This is a genomic window from Streptomyces sp. NBC_00310, from assembly GCF_036208085.1.
GTDB lineage: Bacteria > Actinomycetota > Actinomycetes > Streptomycetales > Streptomycetaceae > Streptomyces.
Genome location: NZ_CP130714.1, coordinates 460,454 through 477,862, shown reverse-complemented (window position 1 = coordinate 477,862; position 17,409 = coordinate 460,454). Strand labels below are relative to the sequence as shown.

Annotated in this window: 21 protein-coding genes; 10 read left to right on the top strand and 11 right to left on the bottom strand. The window is 70.2% G+C overall.

Features of this window, described 5'->3' with window-relative positions; all coding sequences use genetic code 11:
• Positions 1-27 precede the first annotated feature (27 nt).
• Positions 28-393 carry a helix-turn-helix domain-containing protein gene (locus OG202_RS01975; protein WP_327731773.1) on the top strand — a complete coding sequence of 122 codons (366 nt, stop codon included), beginning with the start codon at positions 28-30 and terminating at the stop codon, positions 391-393.
• Between the two features lie 44 nt (positions 394-437).
• Here OG202_RS01975 and OG202_RS01970 read toward each other — a convergent pair whose 3' ends face one another.
• Together OG202_RS01970 and OG202_RS01965 are read right to left on the bottom strand one after the other, a co-directional pair.
• A complete protein-coding gene (locus OG202_RS01970; protein WP_328222222.1) occupies positions 438-1,040 on the bottom strand; it encodes a ClpP family protease in 603 nt (200 codons plus the stop codon).
• Positions 1,040-1,696, bottom strand: a complete 657-nt coding sequence (locus OG202_RS01965; protein WP_327731775.1) for an ATP-dependent Clp protease proteolytic subunit — start codon at positions 1,694-1,696, stop codon at positions 1,040-1,042. The genes OG202_RS01970 and OG202_RS01965 overlap by 1 nt, the downstream gene beginning before the upstream one ends.
• Positions 1,697-1,916: 220 nt before the next feature.
• Here OG202_RS01965 and OG202_RS01960 point away from each other — a divergent pair, with 220 nt between their 5' ends.
• Positions 1,917-2,396, top strand: coding sequence for a VOC family protein (locus OG202_RS01960; protein WP_327731777.1), 480 nt, complete (start codon positions 1,917-1,919; stop codon positions 2,394-2,396).
• Between the two features lie 162 nt (positions 2,397-2,558).
• Complete coding sequence (locus OG202_RS01955) at positions 2,559-3,578, top strand: TerC family protein (protein WP_327731778.1); 1,020 nt, start codon at positions 2,559-2,561, stop codon at positions 3,576-3,578.
• Here the strand turns inward: OG202_RS01955 and OG202_RS01950 are convergent.
• The 3 genes from OG202_RS01950 to OG202_RS01940 form a co-directional block, all read right to left on the bottom strand.
• A complete protein-coding gene (locus OG202_RS01950) occupies positions 3,575-4,513 on the bottom strand; it encodes an SGNH/GDSL hydrolase family protein (protein WP_327731779.1) in 939 nt (312 codons plus the stop codon). The two genes, OG202_RS01955 and OG202_RS01950, sit on opposite strands and share 4 nt — an antisense overlap.
• Before the next feature lie 122 nt (positions 4,514-4,635).
• Positions 4,636-5,313, bottom strand: a complete 678-nt coding sequence (locus OG202_RS01945) for a DUF3105 domain-containing protein (protein ID WP_327731780.1) — start codon at positions 5,311-5,313, stop codon at positions 4,636-4,638.
• A gap of 90 nt (positions 5,314-5,403) precedes the next feature.
• Complete coding sequence (locus OG202_RS01940) at positions 5,404-5,826, bottom strand: DUF6153 family protein (RefSeq protein ID WP_327731781.1); 423 nt, start codon at positions 5,824-5,826, stop codon at positions 5,404-5,406.
• Positions 5,827-6,022: 196 nt separating this feature from the next.
• Here OG202_RS01940 and OG202_RS01935 point away from each other — a divergent pair, with 196 nt between their 5' ends.
• Entirely contained in the window at positions 6,023-6,832 is an 810-nt protein-coding gene (locus OG202_RS01935) for a VOC family protein (protein WP_326573585.1), read from the top strand.
• A 62-nt stretch (positions 6,833-6,894) separates the two neighbouring features.
• Positions 6,895-7,641, top strand: coding sequence for a ribonuclease H family protein (locus OG202_RS01930; RefSeq protein ID WP_327731782.1), 747 nt, complete (start codon positions 6,895-6,897; stop codon positions 7,639-7,641).
• 34 nt (positions 7,642-7,675) lie between these two features.
• Here the strand turns inward: OG202_RS01930 and OG202_RS01925 are convergent, their stop codons facing one another.
• From OG202_RS01925 to melC1, 3 genes are all read right to left on the bottom strand, one after another.
• Complete coding sequence (locus OG202_RS01925) at positions 7,676-8,128, bottom strand: SRPBCC family protein (RefSeq protein WP_327731783.1); 453 nt, start codon at positions 8,126-8,128, stop codon at positions 7,676-7,678.
• A gap of 98 nt (positions 8,129-8,226) precedes the next feature.
• Positions 8,227-9,051, bottom strand: coding sequence for a tyrosinase MelC2 (gene melC2, locus OG202_RS01920; RefSeq protein WP_327731784.1), 825 nt, complete (start codon positions 9,049-9,051; stop codon positions 8,227-8,229).
• A 92-nt stretch (positions 9,052-9,143) separates the two neighbouring features.
• Positions 9,144-9,509, bottom strand: a complete 366-nt coding sequence (gene melC1 / locus OG202_RS01915; RefSeq protein WP_326573577.1) for an apotyrosinase chaperone MelC1 — start codon at positions 9,507-9,509, stop codon at positions 9,144-9,146.
• A 338-nt stretch (positions 9,510-9,847) separates the two neighbouring features.
• Between melC1 and OG202_RS01910 the strand changes: the two genes are divergently transcribed.
• Positions 9,848-11,059 carry an FAD-dependent monooxygenase gene (locus tag OG202_RS01910; protein WP_326573575.1) on the top strand — a complete coding sequence of 404 codons (1,212 nt, stop codon included), beginning with the start codon at positions 9,848-9,850 and terminating at the stop codon, positions 11,057-11,059.
• A gap of 30 nt (positions 11,060-11,089) precedes the next feature.
• Here OG202_RS01910 and OG202_RS01905 read toward each other — a convergent pair whose 3' ends face one another.
• Both OG202_RS01905 and OG202_RS01900 read right to left on the bottom strand, forming a co-directional pair.
• Complete coding sequence (locus OG202_RS01905) at positions 11,090-11,716, bottom strand: alpha-ketoglutarate-dependent dioxygenase AlkB (RefSeq protein ID WP_327731785.1); 627 nt, start codon at positions 11,714-11,716, stop codon at positions 11,090-11,092.
• Positions 11,717-11,839: 123 nt separating this feature from the next.
• Positions 11,840-12,517 (bottom strand): AIM24 family protein, encoded by a 678-nt coding sequence (locus tag OG202_RS01900; protein WP_326573571.1) that lies wholly within the window; start codon positions 12,515-12,517, stop codon positions 11,840-11,842.
• Positions 12,518-12,618: 101 nt separating this feature from the next.
• Between OG202_RS01900 and OG202_RS01895 the strand changes: the two genes are divergently transcribed.
• Positions 12,619-13,302 (top strand): NUDIX domain-containing protein, encoded by a 684-nt coding sequence (locus tag OG202_RS01895; RefSeq protein ID WP_326573569.1) that lies wholly within the window; start codon positions 12,619-12,621, stop codon positions 13,300-13,302.
• 24 nt (positions 13,303-13,326) lie between these two features.
• Here the strand turns inward: OG202_RS01895 and OG202_RS01890 are convergent, their stop codons facing one another.
• On the bottom strand, positions 13,327-14,235 hold the full coding sequence (locus tag OG202_RS01890; RefSeq protein ID WP_327731788.1) for a LysR family transcriptional regulator ArgP: 909 nt from the start codon (positions 14,233-14,235) through the stop codon (positions 13,327-13,329).
• 78 nt (positions 14,236-14,313) lie between these two features.
• On the opposite strand from OG202_RS01890, the gene OG202_RS01885 reads away from it, so the two are divergent.
• From OG202_RS01885 to OG202_RS01875, 3 genes are all read left to right on the top strand, one after another.
• Positions 14,314-14,919 (top strand): LysE/ArgO family amino acid transporter, encoded by a 606-nt coding sequence (locus tag OG202_RS01885; RefSeq protein ID WP_405895972.1) that lies wholly within the window; start codon positions 14,314-14,316, stop codon positions 14,917-14,919.
• 117 nt (positions 14,920-15,036) lie between these two features.
• A complete protein-coding gene (locus tag OG202_RS01880) occupies positions 15,037-16,344 on the top strand; it encodes an MFS transporter (protein WP_405959541.1) in 1,308 nt (435 codons plus the stop codon).
• A 66-nt stretch (positions 16,345-16,410) separates the two neighbouring features.
• Positions 16,411-17,379, top strand: coding sequence for an aldo/keto reductase (locus OG202_RS01875; protein WP_327731792.1), 969 nt, complete (start codon positions 16,411-16,413; stop codon positions 17,377-17,379).
• Positions 17,380-17,409: the final 30 nt, after the last annotated feature.

The following is a 17,409-nucleotide window of genomic DNA, read 5'->3' as shown; positions in this document are numbered from 1 at the left end:
CGCGCCCGCAGTTCCTAGGCTGAAGAGGTGAGCCAACAACCGTCGAACGAAGCCCGAGTCATCCCCCTGCGCCCGGCGACGGCCCGCCCGGCCGGCCCACCCGCCAAGGAACCCCTCTGGCGCGATCTCGTCGGCGACGTCCTCCGCCGCGAACGGCTCGCCCAGGAACGCACACTGAAGGACGTCGCCGACGAGGCCCGCATCTCGATGCCGTACCTCTCCGAGGTGGAGCGGGGCCGCAAGGAGGCCTCGTCGGAAGTCCTCGCGGCAGCCGCCCAGGCTCTGGGGCTGGGCCTGGGCGACCTCCTGTCCCTGGCTCAGACGGAACTGACCCGCCACGCCACCCGCTCGGCGACCAACGTTCCCTACAACGGACTGTGCCTCGTGGCCTGACGCTCACTCCCCGCGCCCCTCGGGGGCGCGGGGAACCGCGCTGCTCAGACTTCCACCAACCGCCGGTTCAACACCTCGTCCGCCAGCCCGTACGCCACCGCCTCTTCCGCCGTGAACACCTTGTCCCGATCCATGTCGGCCCGCAGATCCACCACATCGCGCCGCGTATGCCGCGCGAGCACCCCCTCCACCTGCGCCCGGATCCGCACCATCTCCTTGGCCTGGAGGGAGAGATCGGAGACCGTCCCCTGGCGGCCGCCACTCGCCGGCTGCCCGAGCAGCACCCGCGCGTGCTCCAGCACGAACCGCCGCCCCGGGTCCCCGCCCGCCAGCAGCACCGCAGCCGTCGAGGCCGCCTGCCCCACGCAGAACGACGAGATCGGCGCCCGCACGTACGACATCGTGTCGTAGACCGCCATCAGCGAAGTGAAGGATCCCCCGGGCGAGTTGATGTAGATCGCGATCTCGCTCTCCGGTGCCGACGACTCCAGATGGAGCAGCTGCGCGATGACGACGTTCGCCACCCCGTCGTCGATCTCCGTGCCGAGGAAGATGATCCGCTCGGACAGCAGCCGGCTGAACACGTCGTACGACCGCTCGCCCTGCGGGGTCCGCTCGACCACGTTCGGAATCGTGTACGTCCCCATCACTGAAGCCCCATCCGTCGGCGTGAGGAGGCCGGCCGTACGTCGTCGAGCGACTCGACGACCCGGTCCACCATCCCGTACTCCCTGGCCTGTTCGGCCGTGAACCAGCGGTCGCGGTCGCCGTCCCGGGAGATCGTCTCCTCGCTCTGGCCGGTGTGCTCCGCGGTGATCCGCTCGATGGTCCGCTTGGTGAACTCCAGGTTCTCCGCCTGGATCTCGATGTCGGCGGTGGTGCCGCCGATGCCCGCCGACGGCTGATGCATCATGATCCGCGCGTTGGGCAGCGCGAACCGCTTGCCGTGTGTACCCACGCTCAGCAGGAACTGACCCATGCTCGCCGCGAAGCCCATCGCCAGCGTGGACACGTCGTTCGGGATCAGCCGCATCGTGTCGTAGATGGCGAGACCCGCGGTCACCGAGCCGCCCGGGCTGTTGATGTAGAGGCTGATGTCGGTGCGCGGGTCCTCCGCCGACAGCACCAGCAACTGGGCGCAGACCCGGTTCGCGGAGACCTCGTCGACCTGGGTGCCGAGGAGGACGATCCGTTGCGCGAGGAGTTGCGCGGCGAGGTGGTCGTCGAAGCGCGACGGCGGAGTGTCGCCCTCCTCGCCGCGTGGGGCGAGCGTCGGGGCCCGGCCGGTGATCAGTGGAGCCACGGTTCCTCCCTCTGGATGGACGCGACCGCGGTGGCCGCTGCCTCAACTCTCCCCGGGAACCGCCCCTCACCTGGCCTTTCTCTGCCCACGGCAGATTCGCCGACAGCAGAGCGCCCACGGCCCGCCCCATCCTCCGCATCACTTGCCCGAGCCACCGATGAGTTTCCGGACCAGGATCGGTCGACACAGACGACGACACACCCCGCCGGAGGAGGCGCACATGTCCAGCGACGGATTCAACACCTGCCTGTGGTTCGACGGCCAGGCCGAGGAGGCGGCCGCCCACTACGTCTCGGTCTTCAAGAACTCCCGGCTCGGCCGGGTCACCCACTACGGCGAGGGCGCGCCCCGGCCGGCCGGCTCCGTGCTCACCGTGGAGTTCGTGGCCAACGGCCAGACGTTCGTCGCCCTGAACGGCGGCCCGGAGTTCAAGTTCACCGAGGCCATCTCCTTCCAGATCCTCTGCGACGACCAGGACGAGATCGACTACTACTGGAAGAGCCTGACCGAGGGCGGCGAGCCCGGCCCGTGCGGCTGGCTCAAGGACAGGTTCGGGGTGTCCTGGCAGGTCGTGCCCACCGCGCTCATCGAGATGATCAGCGACTCCGACCCGCGGAAGGCGTCCCGCGCGACGGCGGCGATGATGTCGATGGGCAAGCTCGACCTCGCCGCCCTGCAGAAGGCGTACGCGGGCGAGTAGCCGACTGCGGAAGCACCCCTCACCCTGGTGGGCGGTCCCCGTGACGGGGCCCCTCACCAGGGGGCATGCCGGGTTTTCGGCCAATCTTTACCTGGGCCGGGTAGCGGTCGTGACGGGCGCCGGTGAGGCTTTCCCGTGCACCGCCTGTTACCCGGAGGAACAGTGAACGTCTCCCTCACCGCCTGGCTGCTCACCATCGTGGCCCTGGGCGTGCTGGTCGCCGTCGACTTCTTCATCGGCCGCAAACCCCACGATGTGTCGATCAAGGAGGCCGGCATCTGGTCGGCCGTCTGGATCGCCCTGGCGATCGCGTTCGGTCTGGGTGTGCTGGCCGTCGGCGGGGGCAAGCCCGCGGGAGAGTTCTTCGCGGGCTTCATCACCGAGAAGTCCCTGAGCGTCGACAACCTCTTCGTCTTCGTCCTGATCATGGCGAAGTTCGCCGTGCCTTCGCAGTACCAGCAGCGTGTCCTGATGGTGGGCGTCCTCATGGCACTGGTGCTCCGCGCGATCTTCATCGCCGCCGGTGCGGCGATCATCTCCAGCTTCTCCTGGGTCTTCTACATCTTCGGCGCGTTCCTGATCTACACCGCCTGGAAGCTGGTGGAGGACGCCCGCAAGGACAGCCACGAGGAGGAGTACGAGGAGAACAAGCTCCTTCAGGCCGTGGAGAAACGCTTCGGAGTGGCCGACCGGTACCACGGCACCAAGCTGTGGATCGAGGAGAACGGCAAGCGCGTCATGACGCCGATGCTCGTCGTGATGCTCGCGATCGGCTCCACCGACGTCCTCTTCGCCCTCGACTCCATCCCCGCGATCTACGGCCTCACCCAGGACCCGTACATCGTCTTCACCGCCAACGCCTTCGCCCTGATGGGCCTGCGCCAGTTGTACTTCCTCATCGGCGGCCTCCTGAAGAAGCTCGTCCACCTCTCCTACGGCCTGTCGATCATCCTCGGCTTCATCGGCGTCAAACTCGTCCTCCACGCCCTGCACGAGTCCGGCGTCCACGTCCCGGAGATCTCCATCCCCTTCTCCCTCGGCTTCATCGTCCTGGTCCTCGCCGTGACGACCGCGACGAGCCTGTGGGCGTCGAGGAAGCAGGAGAAGCAGGAGAAGCAGGAGAAGCAGGGGGAGGAGACGACCGGCGCGGGGGACGACGAGCCCACGTCCCAGCGGGTCTAGGAACGCGCGTCGGCGATCGCCCGGGTGATCTCCCTGGCCATCCGGGTGATGCCGGGGGACAGCACCGGGCACGGCTTCGGCTTGGAGGTGGTGGGGGCCAGGCAGAAGTGGAGGTAGTCCTCGTCGTGGTGGAGGGCGGTGCGGGCCCGGCCCGGCTGGGTGCAGTAGCCGTCGTGCTCACGTTCGTACGGGGTGCACGGCAGGTACTGGGTCCAGGTGTAGCGGTCGGCGGCCGGGCTCACGGCCCTGCCCGCGTCGGCGACCATGTCACCGGAGGCCTTGGCCTGCTTCTCGTACAGGGCGTTCACCCGCCGGACCCGGTCCGGGGTGATCGGGTCCGGGCCCTGCAGTACCCACACGATCGTCGGCCGGTGCGCGCCGCCCGCGTTCGCGATCTGGTCGGTGAGCTGCTCGGCGGCCGCCGTGTACCGCTGGAAGTACTTGGTGCGGGCCTTGCCGTAGGTGATGCCGTCCATGCAGGGCGTGTAGTCCCAGGCGTTGCCCCAGAACTGCAGCACGACGTAGTCCGGGCTCAGCCGCCGTACCAGCGCGGCCGCCTTGTCCTTCGTCGGGACGAGCGACCGGTCGGCGGTGCCCTCCAAGTAGTCGCACAGAGTGGTGCCCGAGTAGGGGGCGCTCGTGTAACGGGCGCCGAGGTCGTCCTTCAGGAACGTGCCGAGGACCGTCTGGTTCTCCATGGCGAGCGAGTCCCCGAGATAGAGCACCTTGGGCGCCTTCGCCGCCTTCGCCGCGTCGGCGTCGGTCTCGGCGTCGGGGGCAGCCGTGGCGGCCCGCTGACGCGTGGTCGGTGACGCGTCCGGCCCCGCGACCGACGGCGGGGCCTCCTCCGGCGCGGACTGCGGATCCCCGCACGCGCCGAGCAGCAGCGCGGCGAGCACCGCCCCCGCCACTCCCACGATCCACGGCTTGCGCATACGGCGACTCCAGCCCCGGCCATCGAAACGGTTCCCCAGGCAAGCACAGCCCGGGACAAGGCGGAAGACCCGTCTCGGCCACGAGGGGCGCCCGGTCCTGCCGGACGCCCCCACCGGTCAGCTCACGGAGTCATACCGCCGGTGCACGCGGCACCCGGCTCCGGTGTCTGCTCGCCCTGCACGTACTTGTCGAGGAACTTCTGCACCCGCGGGTCGGACGCCTTGTCCACCTTCAACTGGTGCTCCCACGCGCTCAGCACGATGGGCGAGGACTGGTCCTCGTAAGGGCTCATGAAGGTGTACGTCGTCTTGTTGACGAGCCCGGTCAGCGACGTGACGTCCGCCTTGGCCGCCTTGTCGTTGTACGTGATCCAGACGGCGCCGTGCTCCAGCGCGTGCACGGCGTTCTCGTTCGGCAGGGCCTTGGTGTACACCTGCTTGTCGCAGTTGACCCACACCTGGTTGTGGTCGCCGCCCACGGGCGGGCTCATCTTGTAGTCGACGGGCTCGGAGACGTGGTTCTGGGTGAGCTTCGACCAGCTCTTCACGCCGTCGACCGGCGCGGCCTTCGCCTCCTCCTTCTCCTGGGCGGAGTCGATCAGAAACCAGCCGCCGCCGACGAGCCCTACGAGGATCGCGGTGGTGACGCCGAGCGTGAGCACACGCATGCGCCGCTCACGGGCCTGCTCCGCCTTGCGTATCTCCTCGACGCGGGCGCGCCGCGCCGCCTCCCTGGCCTTCGGGCTGTTGCTCCTGCCCGTCGGTCCGCTGTTCTTGGCCTTCGACTTGGATGAAGCCATGGGGATCGTCCTTCTTCTCCCTGCCGTGCGCGCACGGGCACGGCGGTCCTGCGAGTCGTCTGGGGGCTGTCGTGGGGGCCGGTGGCCGGCCTAGACGCGGAGCAACTGCAGTTCGTGGAGATCGGGAGGGCGGGCCCGCCCCGGCTCCCGGGATCCGGCGGGCGCGACCGGGGCCGATGCGGGCGCGGGCGGCCAGGGTGCGGCGGTGTGGTCCGCGCCGGGCAACGGCACCTGGCCGAGCACCGCGGCCGGGTCGGGGGAGTGGCAGTCGTGCTCACCGGGACCGTGCTCACAGGGGTCGCGCTCCACCTGGCTCGCCCGCGCGGCGACCGACCGCTCCTGCACCGGCCCCGCCGACACCGAATGCGGACGCTGCGCCGGAGCCTCACCGGGAGGCGATCCCGCGCAGAACAACAGGAACGTGGCCAGGGCCGACGAGACCACGAGCATCAGGCGCGCCGACCGGCCCCGGACGCACGGCAGCGCCGTACGTCTGAACGGTCGGCCGGACATGGAGGCACCTCACGAATCGAGGCGAACGGGAGTGCGAGCGTCGCTGAAATTATCAGACGACGCACAGGCGTGGTCCCGTCCCATGGATCCCGTGCCGGTTTCACACGGTCCGTCCCCTTCGGCGCGCGTCCGGGACCGGTCCTGGCTAGCGTGAGATCCGGGGAATCCGCCTGGAGAACCGAGGAGAGTGGCAGCCATGGCCGCACATCCCGAGGGAGCGCCCTGTTGGGTCGACGCGATGTTCAGTGATGTCGAGGGGGCGAAGCGTTTCTACGGCGACGTACTGGGCTGGACGTTCGGGGAGTCGTCCTCCGAGTACGGCAACTACACGCAGGCGTACGCGGACGGCAAGGCGGTGGCCGCCGTCGTCCCGCCGATGCCCGGGCAGGAGGGTCAGTCCGCCTGGTGCCTGTACTTCGCCTCGTCCGACGTGAACGCCACCGCGGCCAGGATCCGCGACAACGGCGGCGAAGTGCTGATGGAACCGATGCGGGTCGGCGAGTTCGGCTCCATGCTGCTGGCCCGCTCCCCGGACGGCGTCGTCTTCGGCGGCTGGCAGGCCGGCGTCCACGAGGGCTTCGAGGCCATGGGCGTGCCCGGCGCGTACGTGTGGGCCGAGATCTTCACCCGCGAGCCCGAGAAGTCGGACGCGTTCTTCCCGGCCGTCTTCTCGTTCCGCACCAAGCAGATGGACGACCCGGACAACCCGCACATGGACTTCCGGGTCTTCGACCTGGGGCAGAACCCGCTCCTCGGCCGGATGAAGATGACACCGGAGGACTTCCCGCCCGAGGTGCCCTCGTACATCAACGTCTACTTCACCGTCCCCGACTGCGACGACGCGGTCGCCAAGGCCACCAAGCTCGGCGGCGTCCTGCGCTTCGGCCCGATGGACACCCCCTTCGGCCGCTTCGCCGCGCTCAGCGATCCGCAGGGCGCGTCGTTCTCGGTCATCGACGTCACCAACACACAGGGTGAGATGCCGGCGCTCACGGACGTCGACTGAGCGGACACGGCGATGCGCGGGGGCGTGGGACCCATGGACGGTCCCACGCCCCCGCGCATGGCATGATCGAGCGCATGCCGGAACGTGTTGTGGCCGCCTGCGACGGAGCGTCCAAGGGAAACCCCGGACCAGCGGGCTGGGCCTGGGTGGTCGCCGAGGACGATGAGATCCCTACGCGTTGGGAGGCCGGCCCGCTGGGCAGGGCCACCAACAACATCGCCGAACTCACCGCGCTGGAGCGGCTGTTGACGGCCACCGACCCGGCCGTGCCGATCGAGATCCGGATGGACTCCCAGTACGCGATGAAGGCGGTCACCACCTGGCTGCCCGGCTGGAAGCGCAACGGCTGGCGCACGGCCGCCGGCAAGCCGGTCGCCAACCAGGAACTCGTGGTCCGGATCGACGAGTTGCTCGCCGGCCGCTCCGTGGAGTTCCGCTACGTCCCCGCCCACCAGGTCGACGGCGACCGCCTCAACGACTTCGCCGACCGTGCGGCGAGCCAGGCGGCCATCGTCCAGGAACCCGCCGGTACCGAGCTGGGCTCCCCGGAACCGCCGGCCGTGCCCGACACGGTCCCGGCCCGCCGCGCCTCGGCGAAGAAACCAGGGAAGTCGGCCCGCCCCGGCGGCCGTACCGGCTCGTCCGCCGCCTCGTCCTCCTCGTCTCCCTCGTCCCGCACCATCAAGGCGAAGTTCCCCGGCCGCTGCCTGTGCGGCCGCCCCTACGCCGCCGGCGAGCCCATCGCCAAGAACGACCAGGGCTGGGGCCACCCGGAGTGCCGTACGGCGGCGACGACCGGAGCCGAGTAGCCGCCGACGGGACGGAGCGGGAGGGGTGCGGGCGTCACACGACGGTGCCGCGCCACTCCCCGGTCTCCCGGCCGCGCTCCTCCATGAACTTCTTGAAGCGCTCCAGGTCACCCTTGGTCTGCCGCTTCACGACCCCCAGCTTGTCGGCCACCTTCTCGGCGGCTCCCGTGGGCTGGAACTCCATCTGCAGCATCACCTTCGTGCGCTCCTCCGAGAGGTGGTGGAAGGTGACGACACCGGCCTGCCGGGCCTCTCCGGCGACGGTCGTCCACGCGACCCGCTCGTTCGGGATCTGCTCGGTGATCTCCGCGTCGAACTCCCGGTGCACGCCGTCCACCTTGGTCACCCAGTGCGTGAGCGTGTCCGACCGCTGCTCGATCCGCTCGACCCCGCTCATGAACGCGGGGAACGTCTCGAACTGCGTCCACTGGTTGTAGGCGGTCCGCACGGGGACCTGGACCTCGATGGACTCCTCGATCTGGGTCATCGTTCGCCTCCTCACATCGGTTGCGTCGCGGTCGCGTCCGAGTCGCCTCGGCCGCGTCCGACGCGGCGGGTACCCAGGTCTCTCGTGGATCAACGTGGTCAGGCCGCGTCGAACGTGTAGTGCGCGGTGTGGTCCAACAGTGCCGCCGGGGCCGTGTCGTTCCACGGCTTCATGGTCTCGTCCAGGTCGACCACGTTCGGCGTGCCGGCGGCGGGCAGGTACGGGGAACCCGGGTGCAGGCGCTGCCAGTCGGCCCACAGCTTGTCGATGAACGCGTGATGCAGCCAGAAGACCGGGTCGTTGGGGGAGACACCGGTGCCCATCTGGCCGCCCACCCAGACATGCACCCGGTTGTGGAGGTTCACGCCGCGCCAGCCCTCCAGATGATTGCGGAAACCGTCCGAGGCACTGTTCCAGGGCGCCATGTCGTACGTGGACATCGCGAGCACGGAGTCCACCTCGGCCCGGGTCGGCAACTGCCGCACCGCGCTGCCGAGGGACCGCCGGAGATAGGTGCGGCCGTCGATGCGCACGCTGATCGGCCAGTTCCCGGTGGACGCCGCGAACGGTCCGTCCATCACCCGCCCGTCGCGGCTGCGCCCGGTGCCGCCGAGGAAGTCCGGCGCCCACAGGGACGAGCGCGCCGTGCGGTCGGCCGTCCAGTCCCAGTAGGGCAGCGCGACGGTGGCGTCCACGGACTGCAGGGCCCGTTCGAACTCCAGCAGGAATCTGCGGTGCCACGGCAGGAAGGACGGCGAACGGTGGCCCGTACGTTCGCCGTTGTCGGTGTCGCCGAGGATGAACGCGTTGTGCGTCGTGACGAACTCGTCGTAGCGGCCGGAGCGTTTCAGCGCGATCAGCGCGTCGACGAAACGCCGCTTCTCGTCGGCGGTCAGGGTCGCCTGGTTCTTGCGTATGGTCATGGCTCTGCGGCTCCTTGCGGTGTTTCCTGTGGTGCGGGTGCGGGTGCGGGTGCGGGTGCGGGTGCGGGTGCGGGTGCGGGTGGCGGTGCGGGTCAGCTGAAGGGGACGAGACGGGCGCCCTGGAGCTCGTCGACCGCGGCGCGGGCGGCGGCGCGCGGGGTCGGCACGGGGGAGTAGTGGCTGACGACGCTGATCCAGCTGCCGTCGGCGTTCCGCATCACGTGCAGCTCGGCCCCGTCGACGAACACGGCGTACCCGGTGCCGTGATGGTGACCGCCGCCGTCGGTCGCGTGGCCCTGTATCCGGCGGCCCCGGTAGACCTCGTCGAAGGCCTGGGGGTCATGAGGGCCGGCGTGGCCGCCGTGGTCGTCCGCGACGGCGGCGGTGAGCGGGGCGCCGACGGTCGCGGCGAGGGCGGCCGCGGCGCCGAGGGCGTGGCGGCGGGTGATGTCGGGCATGCGGGAGCCTCCTGGGAAAGGGGGGATTGATGACCCGTCATGCCTATCGATCAAGTGGGGAACGGGAGAAATCCCAGGAAGTCGGTTGGCTGCGATCCGGACAATTAAGTAAATGTCGTGCAAGCTTGAACAAAGATGATCTTGCTGTGGCGGCACTCCGGGTGAAGGTGGAGGGGGATATTCCGCCCGGAGCCGGCGGTAGTGCCGATGATCTTGCGGTGTCGACGTGGATCGCGTGGTCGGGGTCACGCGGGCAAAGTGACGTGAATCCGGAGCGCACGCGCACTGCTACTCTTCGTGGTCAATTGATCGCTTTGCGCAGCGAAATGGGAGTGTGCGTGAAGATCGCGTGCGTCGGCGGCGGACCCGCAAGCCTGTACTTCTCGATCCTGATGAAGCGGCAGGACCCGTCCCACGACATCACCGTCCATGAACGGAACACGGCCGGATCGACCTACGGCTGGGGTGTCACCTACTGGTCCGAGCTACTGGACAGGCTCCGCGAGAAGGACCCCGAGACGGCCCTCGCCATCAGCGAGAACTCCGTCAACTGGAACAGCGGGGTGGCGTACGTCCGTGACCGTACGACGGTCCAGCCCGGCGACGAGGGCTTCGGCATCGGCCGGCGCCGCCTGCTCGAACTGCTCGCCGAACGGGCGCGGACCCTCGGCGTCCGCGTGGAGTACGAGGACGAGATCACGGCCGACGACCTGCCGGACGCCGACCTCGTCGTCGCGGGGGACGGAGTCAACAGCACGGTGCGCGAGCGCCACGCCGACCGCTTCGGCAGCGACATCACGCTCGGCCGCAACGCCTACATCTGGCTCGGCACCACCAAGGTCTACGACGCCTTCACCTTCTCCTTCCAGGAGACCGACCACGGCTGGATCTGGGCCTATGCCTATCCGTTCAGCGACGAACAGAGCACCTGCGTCATCGAGTGCTCCCCGCGGACACTGAGCGGCCTGGGCCTGGACCGCCTGGGCGAGGCGGACGGGCTGGCCCTGCTGGAGAAGCTCTTCGCCGACATCCTGGACGGCCACCCGCTCCTGGGCCGGGCCCAGGACGACGGCACCGCCCAGTGGCTCAATTTCCGCACCCTGACCAACCGTGCCTGGCACCACGGCAACCTCGTCCTGCTCGGCGACGCCGCCCACACCACGCACTACTCCATCGGCGCCGGCACCACGCTCGCCCTGGAAGACGCCATCTGCCTGGCCGAAGCCCTCGGCGCCCACCCGGACACGCGGGCCGCGCTCGCCGCGTACGAGCGGCGGCGCAAGTCCGAACTCCTGCGGCTGCAGAGCGCGGCCCGCCACAGCGCCCAGTGGTACGAGAACATCCAGCGGTACATCGACCTGCCCCCGGAGCAGATGTTCGCGCTCCTCGGCCAGCGGCACTCCCCGCTGCTGCCGTACGTGCCGCCGCAGCTCTACTACCGCCTCGACCGCGCGGCCGGCCGCCTGGAGGCCCTGCGCCGCCTCAAGCGCTGGCTGGGCCCGAAGCTGGCCCGCTCGTCGCAGTCGCGCGCCCTCGCCGACCGGAAGTAGCCGGCCCCTGGGCGCCCCTACCACGCACCTCTACCGCACGCCCCGGGGCCGGAACTGGATGCTGATACGCGGCCCCACCGCCCGTGTCGACTTGGGGATCGCGTGGTCCCAGGTGCGCTGGCAGGAGCCGCCCATCACGATCAGGTCGCCGTGCCCCTGCGGGAACCGCAGGGTCTCCCCGCCGCCGTGCGGGCGCAGGGCCAGATCACGGGGGTCGCCCACGGACAGGATGGCCACCATGGTGTCCTCCCGGGCGCCCCGCCCGATCCGGTCGCCGTGCCAGGCAACGCTGTCCCGGCCGTCGCGGTAGTAGCACAGCCCCGCCGTGGCGAACGGTTCACCCAGCTCGGCGGCGTAGTGCGCGGTGAGCGCCTCCCGGGCCTCGTCCAGGACGGGGTCAGGGAGGGTGTCCTCGGCGCCGTAGTACGCGAGCAGTCGCGGCACGTCCACGACCTGCTCGTACATCTGTCGTCGCTCCGCCTTCCAGGGCACCTCCTCGGCGAGCCGCGTGAACAGCGCGTCGGCCCCGCCGAGCCATCCGGGCCGCAGATCGACCCAGGCCCCGGCGCCCAGATCACGTCGGCGCAGACCGTCGAGGGGGCCGAGGCGAAGGTCGTCGGACTGGTCGAAGAGGGAGCCCTGGAGGTGCATGGCCATACCTGCAGCGTACCCCCGGATTCGAAAACCTGTTCGTTCAGACCCGTCGGTGGTCCGTCGGTGTGTCCGTCCGTGGTCTGCCGCTGGTTCCCGGTGGCGCGGGCTCCCTCGTCGCCCGTCGTCTCAGTGCTGCTGAGCCTTCTGCGGGGTCAGCTCGCTCGGCCGGACGACCACGAAACCCTCGCCCTCCAGCTTCAGCTGCACGGCCTCGCCGGAGCCGCCGCGGATCATCGAGCCGAAGGACTGGGAGCGGTGCAGCGAGGTGTTGAGGTGGGCCGTCCAGCCCACGACCGCGTCCGTGTCGACGAACACGGGCAGCTGCGGCGAGACCGGGATGACCAGCGGATTGCCGTCGCAGACGAGACCGAGCCTGCCCTGCCCCGTGAAGACGCTGTTGAACAGGCCGCCCCCGGTCATGCCGGCGCCCTTCACGGTCTTGATCTCGTACGACAGCGAGGCGTCGAAGCAGAGCACGTTGCGGCCGTTGACGGTGAACACGTCGCCCGGCTCGATGTCGACGATGAAACAGTTCTGCGCCTCGTGCGCGAACCAGGCCTCGCCCTGTCCGCGCACCGCCATCAGCGGCAGCCCCTCCCCGGTGACCGCGCGCTTGAGCATGCCGCCCATGCCCTGGCCCTTGCGCTCGAACTGCAGGTTCCCGCGATAGGCGATCATCGCGCCCTGCCGGGCGAGCATCTCGCCGTTGACGGCGTACTTGATCGACTTGGCGTTCTGGACGCTCATCCCCGGCGCGTACGCCGGCTGAACCATGTTCTCGTTCGAGAAAAGATCGCTCTTCATACGGGCATGCTGTCCCGGACTGCCCGATTCCGCCAAGCGACGCGCGCGGTAGGTGAATTGAGACGCCTGACACCGTCGCGAGCGGAATGGTAAAAGCGGACATGACCAACAACACCGTCGGCGTCGACCTCCCGGACCGCCGGGGCCGCACCGGGCTCGACCGCACCGGCCGGGACCTCACCGGCAACCCGCGCGTCAAGGTGCGGGACGTGCGACTGCTGTCCAGCCACTGGTACGTGGAGCGCACCACCACCTTCGACTTCCAGCACGCCGACGGCACCTGGAGCACCCAGGAACGCGAGACGCACGACCGCGGCAACGGCGCCACCGTCCTCCTCTACGACGCCGAACGCGAAACCGTGCTGCTCACCCGGCAGTTCCGCTACCCGGTGTACGTCAACGGCCACCCCGACGGGATGCTGATCGAGACACCGGGCGGCCTGCTCGACGAGGAGGACGAGCACCCCGAGGTCGCCGTGCGGCGTGAGGCCGTCGAGGAGACCGGCCACACCATCGGCGAGATCCAGCACGTCTTCGACATCTACATGAGCCCCGGCTCGGTCACCGAACGCGTCAGCTTCTACGCCGCCCCGTACGGCCCGACGACCCGCACCCACGAAGGCGGCGGCCTGGACGAGGAGGGCGAGGACATCGAGCTCGTCGAACTGCCCTTCCGTCGGGCCCTGGAGATGATCCGCGGCGGGGAGATCGCCGACGCCAAGACCATCATGCTGCTCCAATGGGCGGCGCTGGAAGGGCCGTTCGCCGCAGGGGGCGGTTCCTGAGGCGAGGGCGGGCGGGCTCGCGCCTCAGGGGTCGAGTGCCTCGGCGGCCTCGGCGGCGACCGCCTCCGCCACGGCCGTCAGCGCGGGGGAGTCGAGCTTCCACTGCTGCCAGAACAACTCGGCGTCCATGGTCCGCCCCGGCCCCAGATCGACAAGCCGTCCGGCGTCGAGCAGCGGCTCGGCCTGGACGGCGGGCACCATGCCCCAGCCCATTCCGGCGACCACGGCGTCGACGAAGCCCTCCGACGTCGGCACGTAGTGCCGTCGGGAACTGGCAGGTCGCCCCCGCGTCAGCCGCCGGACGAAGGCGTCCTGGAACTCGTCCCGCCGGTCGAAGAACACGACCGGCGCGTCCACGATCACGTCCTTCAGCGGCACGCCCGATCCGACGCCGAGCCACCGCTCCGCGAAGGCGGGGGCGGCGCAGGGTACGTACCGCATCCGGCCGAGCGGACGGACCGAGCAGCCGGCCACGGCGTCCGGTGCCGAGGTGACCGCGGCCATCACCAGCCCCTCGCGCAGCAGCCGGGCCGCGTGCTGCTCGTCCTCGCGGAGCAGCTCGTAACAGGGGCGCAGTTCCTCCGGCACCCGGGTCAGGGCGGGCAGGAACCAGGTGGCCAGCGAGTCGGCGTTCACCGCGATCGACAGGCGTGTGGTCTCCCCCTCGCCCGTCAGGCCGAGCGCGGCGTGCGTGTCGTGTTCGAGGCGGGCCAGCTGGCGCGCGAACCGGACGATCGCCTCGCCCGACTCGGTCGGCCGCACCGGCTTCTCCCGGATCAGCAGGACCCGGCCGACCCGCTGCTCCAGCGCCTTGACCCGCTGGCTGACCGCCGACGGCGTCACCCGCAGGGCACCGGCCGCCGCGTCGAACGTGCCCTCGTCCACCACCGTGAGCAGGGTGCGCACCAGATCGAGCGGAAGCTGAGGCATCACGATCGCTAATGATACGTAAGAATCTTTAGCTGTACGCATGGCGGGACATTTCCTAGCGTTGTGGGTGTGTTCAACGAAATGACCGCCCTCGCGGCCGGATTCGGCACCGGCCTCTCCCTCATCGTCGCCATCGGCGCCCAGAACGCCTTCGTCCTGCGCCAGGGGCTGCACCGCGCCGCGGTGCTCCCGGTCGTGGCCATCTGCGCCCTCTCCGACGCGCTGCTGATCGCCCTCGGTGTGGCCGGGGTCGGTGCGGTGGTCGTCGCCTGGCCGGGCGCGCTGACCGCGGTCGCCCTGGTCGGCGGCGGCTTCCTGCTGGTCTACGGCGCCCTGGCCGCCCGCCGCGTCCTACGGCCGGGCGACGACGCGCTGCGCGCGGAGAGCGGATCGGCGGGCTCGCGGCGCCGGGCCGTCCTCACCTGTCTGGCACTGACCTGGCTCAACCCCCACGTGTACCTCGACACCGTGTTCCTGCTCGGCTCCATCGCCTCCGACCGCGGGCCCCTGCGCTGGACCTTCGGCCTGGGCGCCACGCTCGCCAGCCTGTGCTGGTTCGCCGCCCTCGGCTTCGGCGCCCGGCTGCTCAGCCGCTTCCTGGCCCGCCCGGCCGCCTGGCGCGTCCTCGACGGTCTGGTCTCGGTGACGATGCTCGCCCTCGGCGGGATGCTGATCGCCGGAGCGTGAGCCCCGGCCGTTCCCGGTGCGGCGACAGCATGTGAGACGGCGGCGAAATCGCCTGTCCCGGCGGTGGCGATCTCCGCGATAGTGGTGCCCGTATCGAAAGATGTATCGAGCATCAGGATGCCCGTGGACACCACCAAGAGCAGCGCCGGCGACGACATGGCACCGGAGGGCGACTCACCGGCGCCACCTCGCCGGGGCCGGCGCCGCTGGGCGATGGACACCCGCCCGCTGCGCCGCCCCGCCTACCGTCGCCTGTGGTCCTCGACCATCGTCACGGCCGTCGGCAGTCAGCTGACCGCCGTCGCCGTGCCCAAGCAGATCTACGACATCACCGGCTCCTCCGCCTGGGTCGGCTACGCGAGCCTCGCCGGCCTGCTGCCCCTGGTGGTCTTCGCGCTGTGGGGCGGCGCGGTCGCCGACAGCGTGGACCGCCGCACCCTGCTGCTGGTCACCAACACCGGCATCGCCGTCACCTCGGTGCTGTTCTGGATCCAGGCCGTCACCGGCCTGGAATCCGTGTGGGCGCTGATGGCCCTGCTCGCCCTCCAGCAGGCCTTCTTCGGCCTCAACTCACCCGCCCGCAACGCCTCCGTGGCCCGGCTGGTCCCCGCCGACGAACTGGCGGCGGCCGCCGCCCTCGGCTCGACCGTGATGCAACTCGGTCTGGTGGCCGGGCCGTTGCTCGCCGGCGCCCTCATCCCGGTCATCGGCCTGCCCGAGCTGTACCTGATCGACGCACTGGCCCTGTGCATCACGCTCTGGGCGGTCTACAAGCTGCCCTCCCTGCCTCCCCTGGACACCGCGAGGGCCAGACGGGCCGGCTGGCGGGAGGTCGTCGCCGGCTTCCGCTACATCGCCCTGCACAAGGTGCTCCTGCTGTCCTTCCTCGCCGACATCATCGCGATGGTCCTGGGCATGCCCCGCGCCCTCTTCCCCCAGCTGGCCGACACCACGTACGCGCCCTACGGCGAAGGTCTGGCCCTCGGCCTGCTGTTCGCCGCGATACCCGTCGGGGCGGTCGTCGGAGGCCTGATGTCGGGCACCTTCTCCCGCTCCCGCCGACACGGCCTCATGGTCATCGTGGCCGTCATGGCCTGGGGCGCGGCCGTCACGGGCTTCGGACTGAGTACCAGCCTGTGGTTCGCCGTGCTGTTCCTCGCCGCCGCCGGGGTCGCCGACATGGTCTCCATGATCTTCCGCGGGGCCATCCTGCTGTCCGCCGCGACCGACGAGATGCGCGGCCGGATGCAGGGCGTCTTCACCGTGGTCGTGGCCGGCGGCCCCCGTCTCGCCGACGTCCTGCACGGCACCGCCGGCGCGGCCTTCGGCGCCCGGACGGCCGTCGCCGGCGGCGGTCTGCTGGTCATCGCCGCCGCACTGCTCCTGGCGACGGCGACACCGGCACTGCGGCGCTACCGGATCTGATCCACCGGCACATCCGGTCTTCCGTACGCTGGGCAGCCGCACACCCCACAGGCAGGAGTTGCAACGATGCAGTACGTGAAGCTCGGCTCGACGGGTCTGGACGTGTCCCGGATCTGTGTGGGATGCATGAGTTTCGGGCTCCCCGACCGAGGCACGCACGAGTGGACCCTGGACGAGGAGGCGTCACGCCCGCTGATCCGTCAGGCGCTGGACGCCGGGATCAACTTCTTCGACACCGCGAACGTCTACTCCGACGGCACCAGTGAGGAGATCGTCGGCCGTGCGCTCGCGGAGTTCGCCCGGCGCGAGGAGATCGTCGTCGCGACCAAGGTGAACGGCGCCATGCACCAGGGCCCCAACGCCTGGGGCCTGTCCCGCAAGGCGATCATGACGGAGATCGACGACAGCCTGCGGCGCCTCGGCACCGACTACGTGGACCTCTACCAGATCCACCGCTTCGACCCGAACACCCCGGTCGAGGAGACGATGGAGGCCTTGCACGACGTGGTGAAGGCGGGCAAGGCCCGCTACATCGGGGCGAGTTCGATGTACGCCTGGCAGTTCGCCAAGATGCAGCACACCGCCCGTCAGAACGGCTGGACGCGGTTCGTGTCCATGCAGAACCACTACAACCTCCTCTACCGCGAGGAGGAGCGCGAGATGCTCCCGCTGTGCGAGGACCAGAGCGTCGCCACGCTGCCCTGGAGCCCGCTCGCCCGCGGTCGCCTCACCCGTGACTGGGACACCGTCACCGCACGCACCGAGACCGACAACTTCGGCAGGACCCTCTACCAGGAGGGCGACCGCGAGATCGTCGACGCCGTCACCCGTATCGCCGGCGAGCGCGGGGTGCCCCGCGCCCGGGTCGCCCTCGCCTGGCTGCTGAGCCGGCCCACCGTGACCGCCCCCATCGTCGGCGCGACCAAGCCCCACCACCTCGACGACGCCGTGGCCTCCCTGGACATCACCCTCACGGAGAAGGAGACCGAAGAGCTGGAGCGGCCCTACACACCCCGCGCGATCAGCGGTCACTGAGCCCGGCGGCGCTCGGCTTCGAGCGGCGGG

Excerpts from the sequence above, each read along its gene's own strand:
- OG202_RS01970 (WP_328222222.1), bottom strand. The coding sequence starts at position 1,040 with ATGGGGACGTACACGATTCCGAACGTGGTCGAGCGGACCCCGCAGGGC.
- OG202_RS01960 (WP_327731777.1), top strand. The coding sequence starts at position 1,917 with ATGTCCAGCGACGGATTCAACACCTGCCTGTGGTTCGACGGCCAGGCC.
- OG202_RS01950 (WP_327731779.1), bottom strand. The coding sequence starts at position 4,513 with ATGCGCAAGCCGTGGATCGTGGGAGTGGCGGGGGCGGTGCTCGCCGCG.
- OG202_RS01945 (WP_327731780.1), bottom strand. The coding sequence starts at position 5,313 with ATGGCTTCATCCAAGTCGAAGGCCAAGAACAGCGGACCGACGGGCAGG.
- OG202_RS01940 (WP_327731781.1), bottom strand. The coding sequence starts at position 5,826 with ATGTCCGGCCGACCGTTCAGACGTACGGCGCTGCCGTGCGTCCGGGGC.
- OG202_RS01935 (WP_326573585.1), top strand. The coding sequence starts at position 6,023 with ATGGCCGCACATCCCGAGGGAGCGCCCTGTTGGGTCGACGCGATGTTC.
- OG202_RS01930 (WP_327731782.1), top strand. The coding sequence starts at position 6,895 with ATGATCGAGCGCATGCCGGAACGTGTTGTGGCCGCCTGCGACGGAGCG.
- OG202_RS01925 (WP_327731783.1), bottom strand. The coding sequence starts at position 8,128 with ATGACCCAGATCGAGGAGTCCATCGAGGTCCAGGTCCCCGTGCGGACC.
- melC2 (WP_327731784.1), bottom strand. The coding sequence starts at position 9,051 with ATGACCATACGCAAGAACCAGGCGACCCTGACCGCCGACGAGAAGCGG.
- melC1 (WP_326573577.1), bottom strand. The coding sequence starts at position 9,509 with ATGCCCGACATCACCCGCCGCCACGCCCTCGGCGCCGCGGCCGCCCTC.
- OG202_RS01905 (WP_327731785.1), bottom strand. The coding sequence starts at position 11,716 with ATGGCCATGCACCTCCAGGGCTCCCTCTTCGACCAGTCCGACGACCTT.
- OG202_RS01900 (WP_326573571.1), bottom strand. The coding sequence starts at position 12,517 with ATGAAGAGCGATCTTTTCTCGAACGAGAACATGGTTCAGCCGGCGTAC.
- OG202_RS01895 (WP_326573569.1), top strand. The coding sequence starts at position 12,619 with ATGACCAACAACACCGTCGGCGTCGACCTCCCGGACCGCCGGGGCCGC.
- OG202_RS01885 (WP_405895972.1), top strand. The coding sequence starts at position 14,314 with ATGACCGCCCTCGCGGCCGGATTCGGCACCGGCCTCTCCCTCATCGTC.
- OG202_RS01880 (WP_405959541.1), top strand. The coding sequence starts at position 15,037 with ATGCCCGTGGACACCACCAAGAGCAGCGCCGGCGACGACATGGCACCG.
- OG202_RS01875 (WP_327731792.1), top strand. The coding sequence starts at position 16,411 with ATGCAGTACGTGAAGCTCGGCTCGACGGGTCTGGACGTGTCCCGGATC.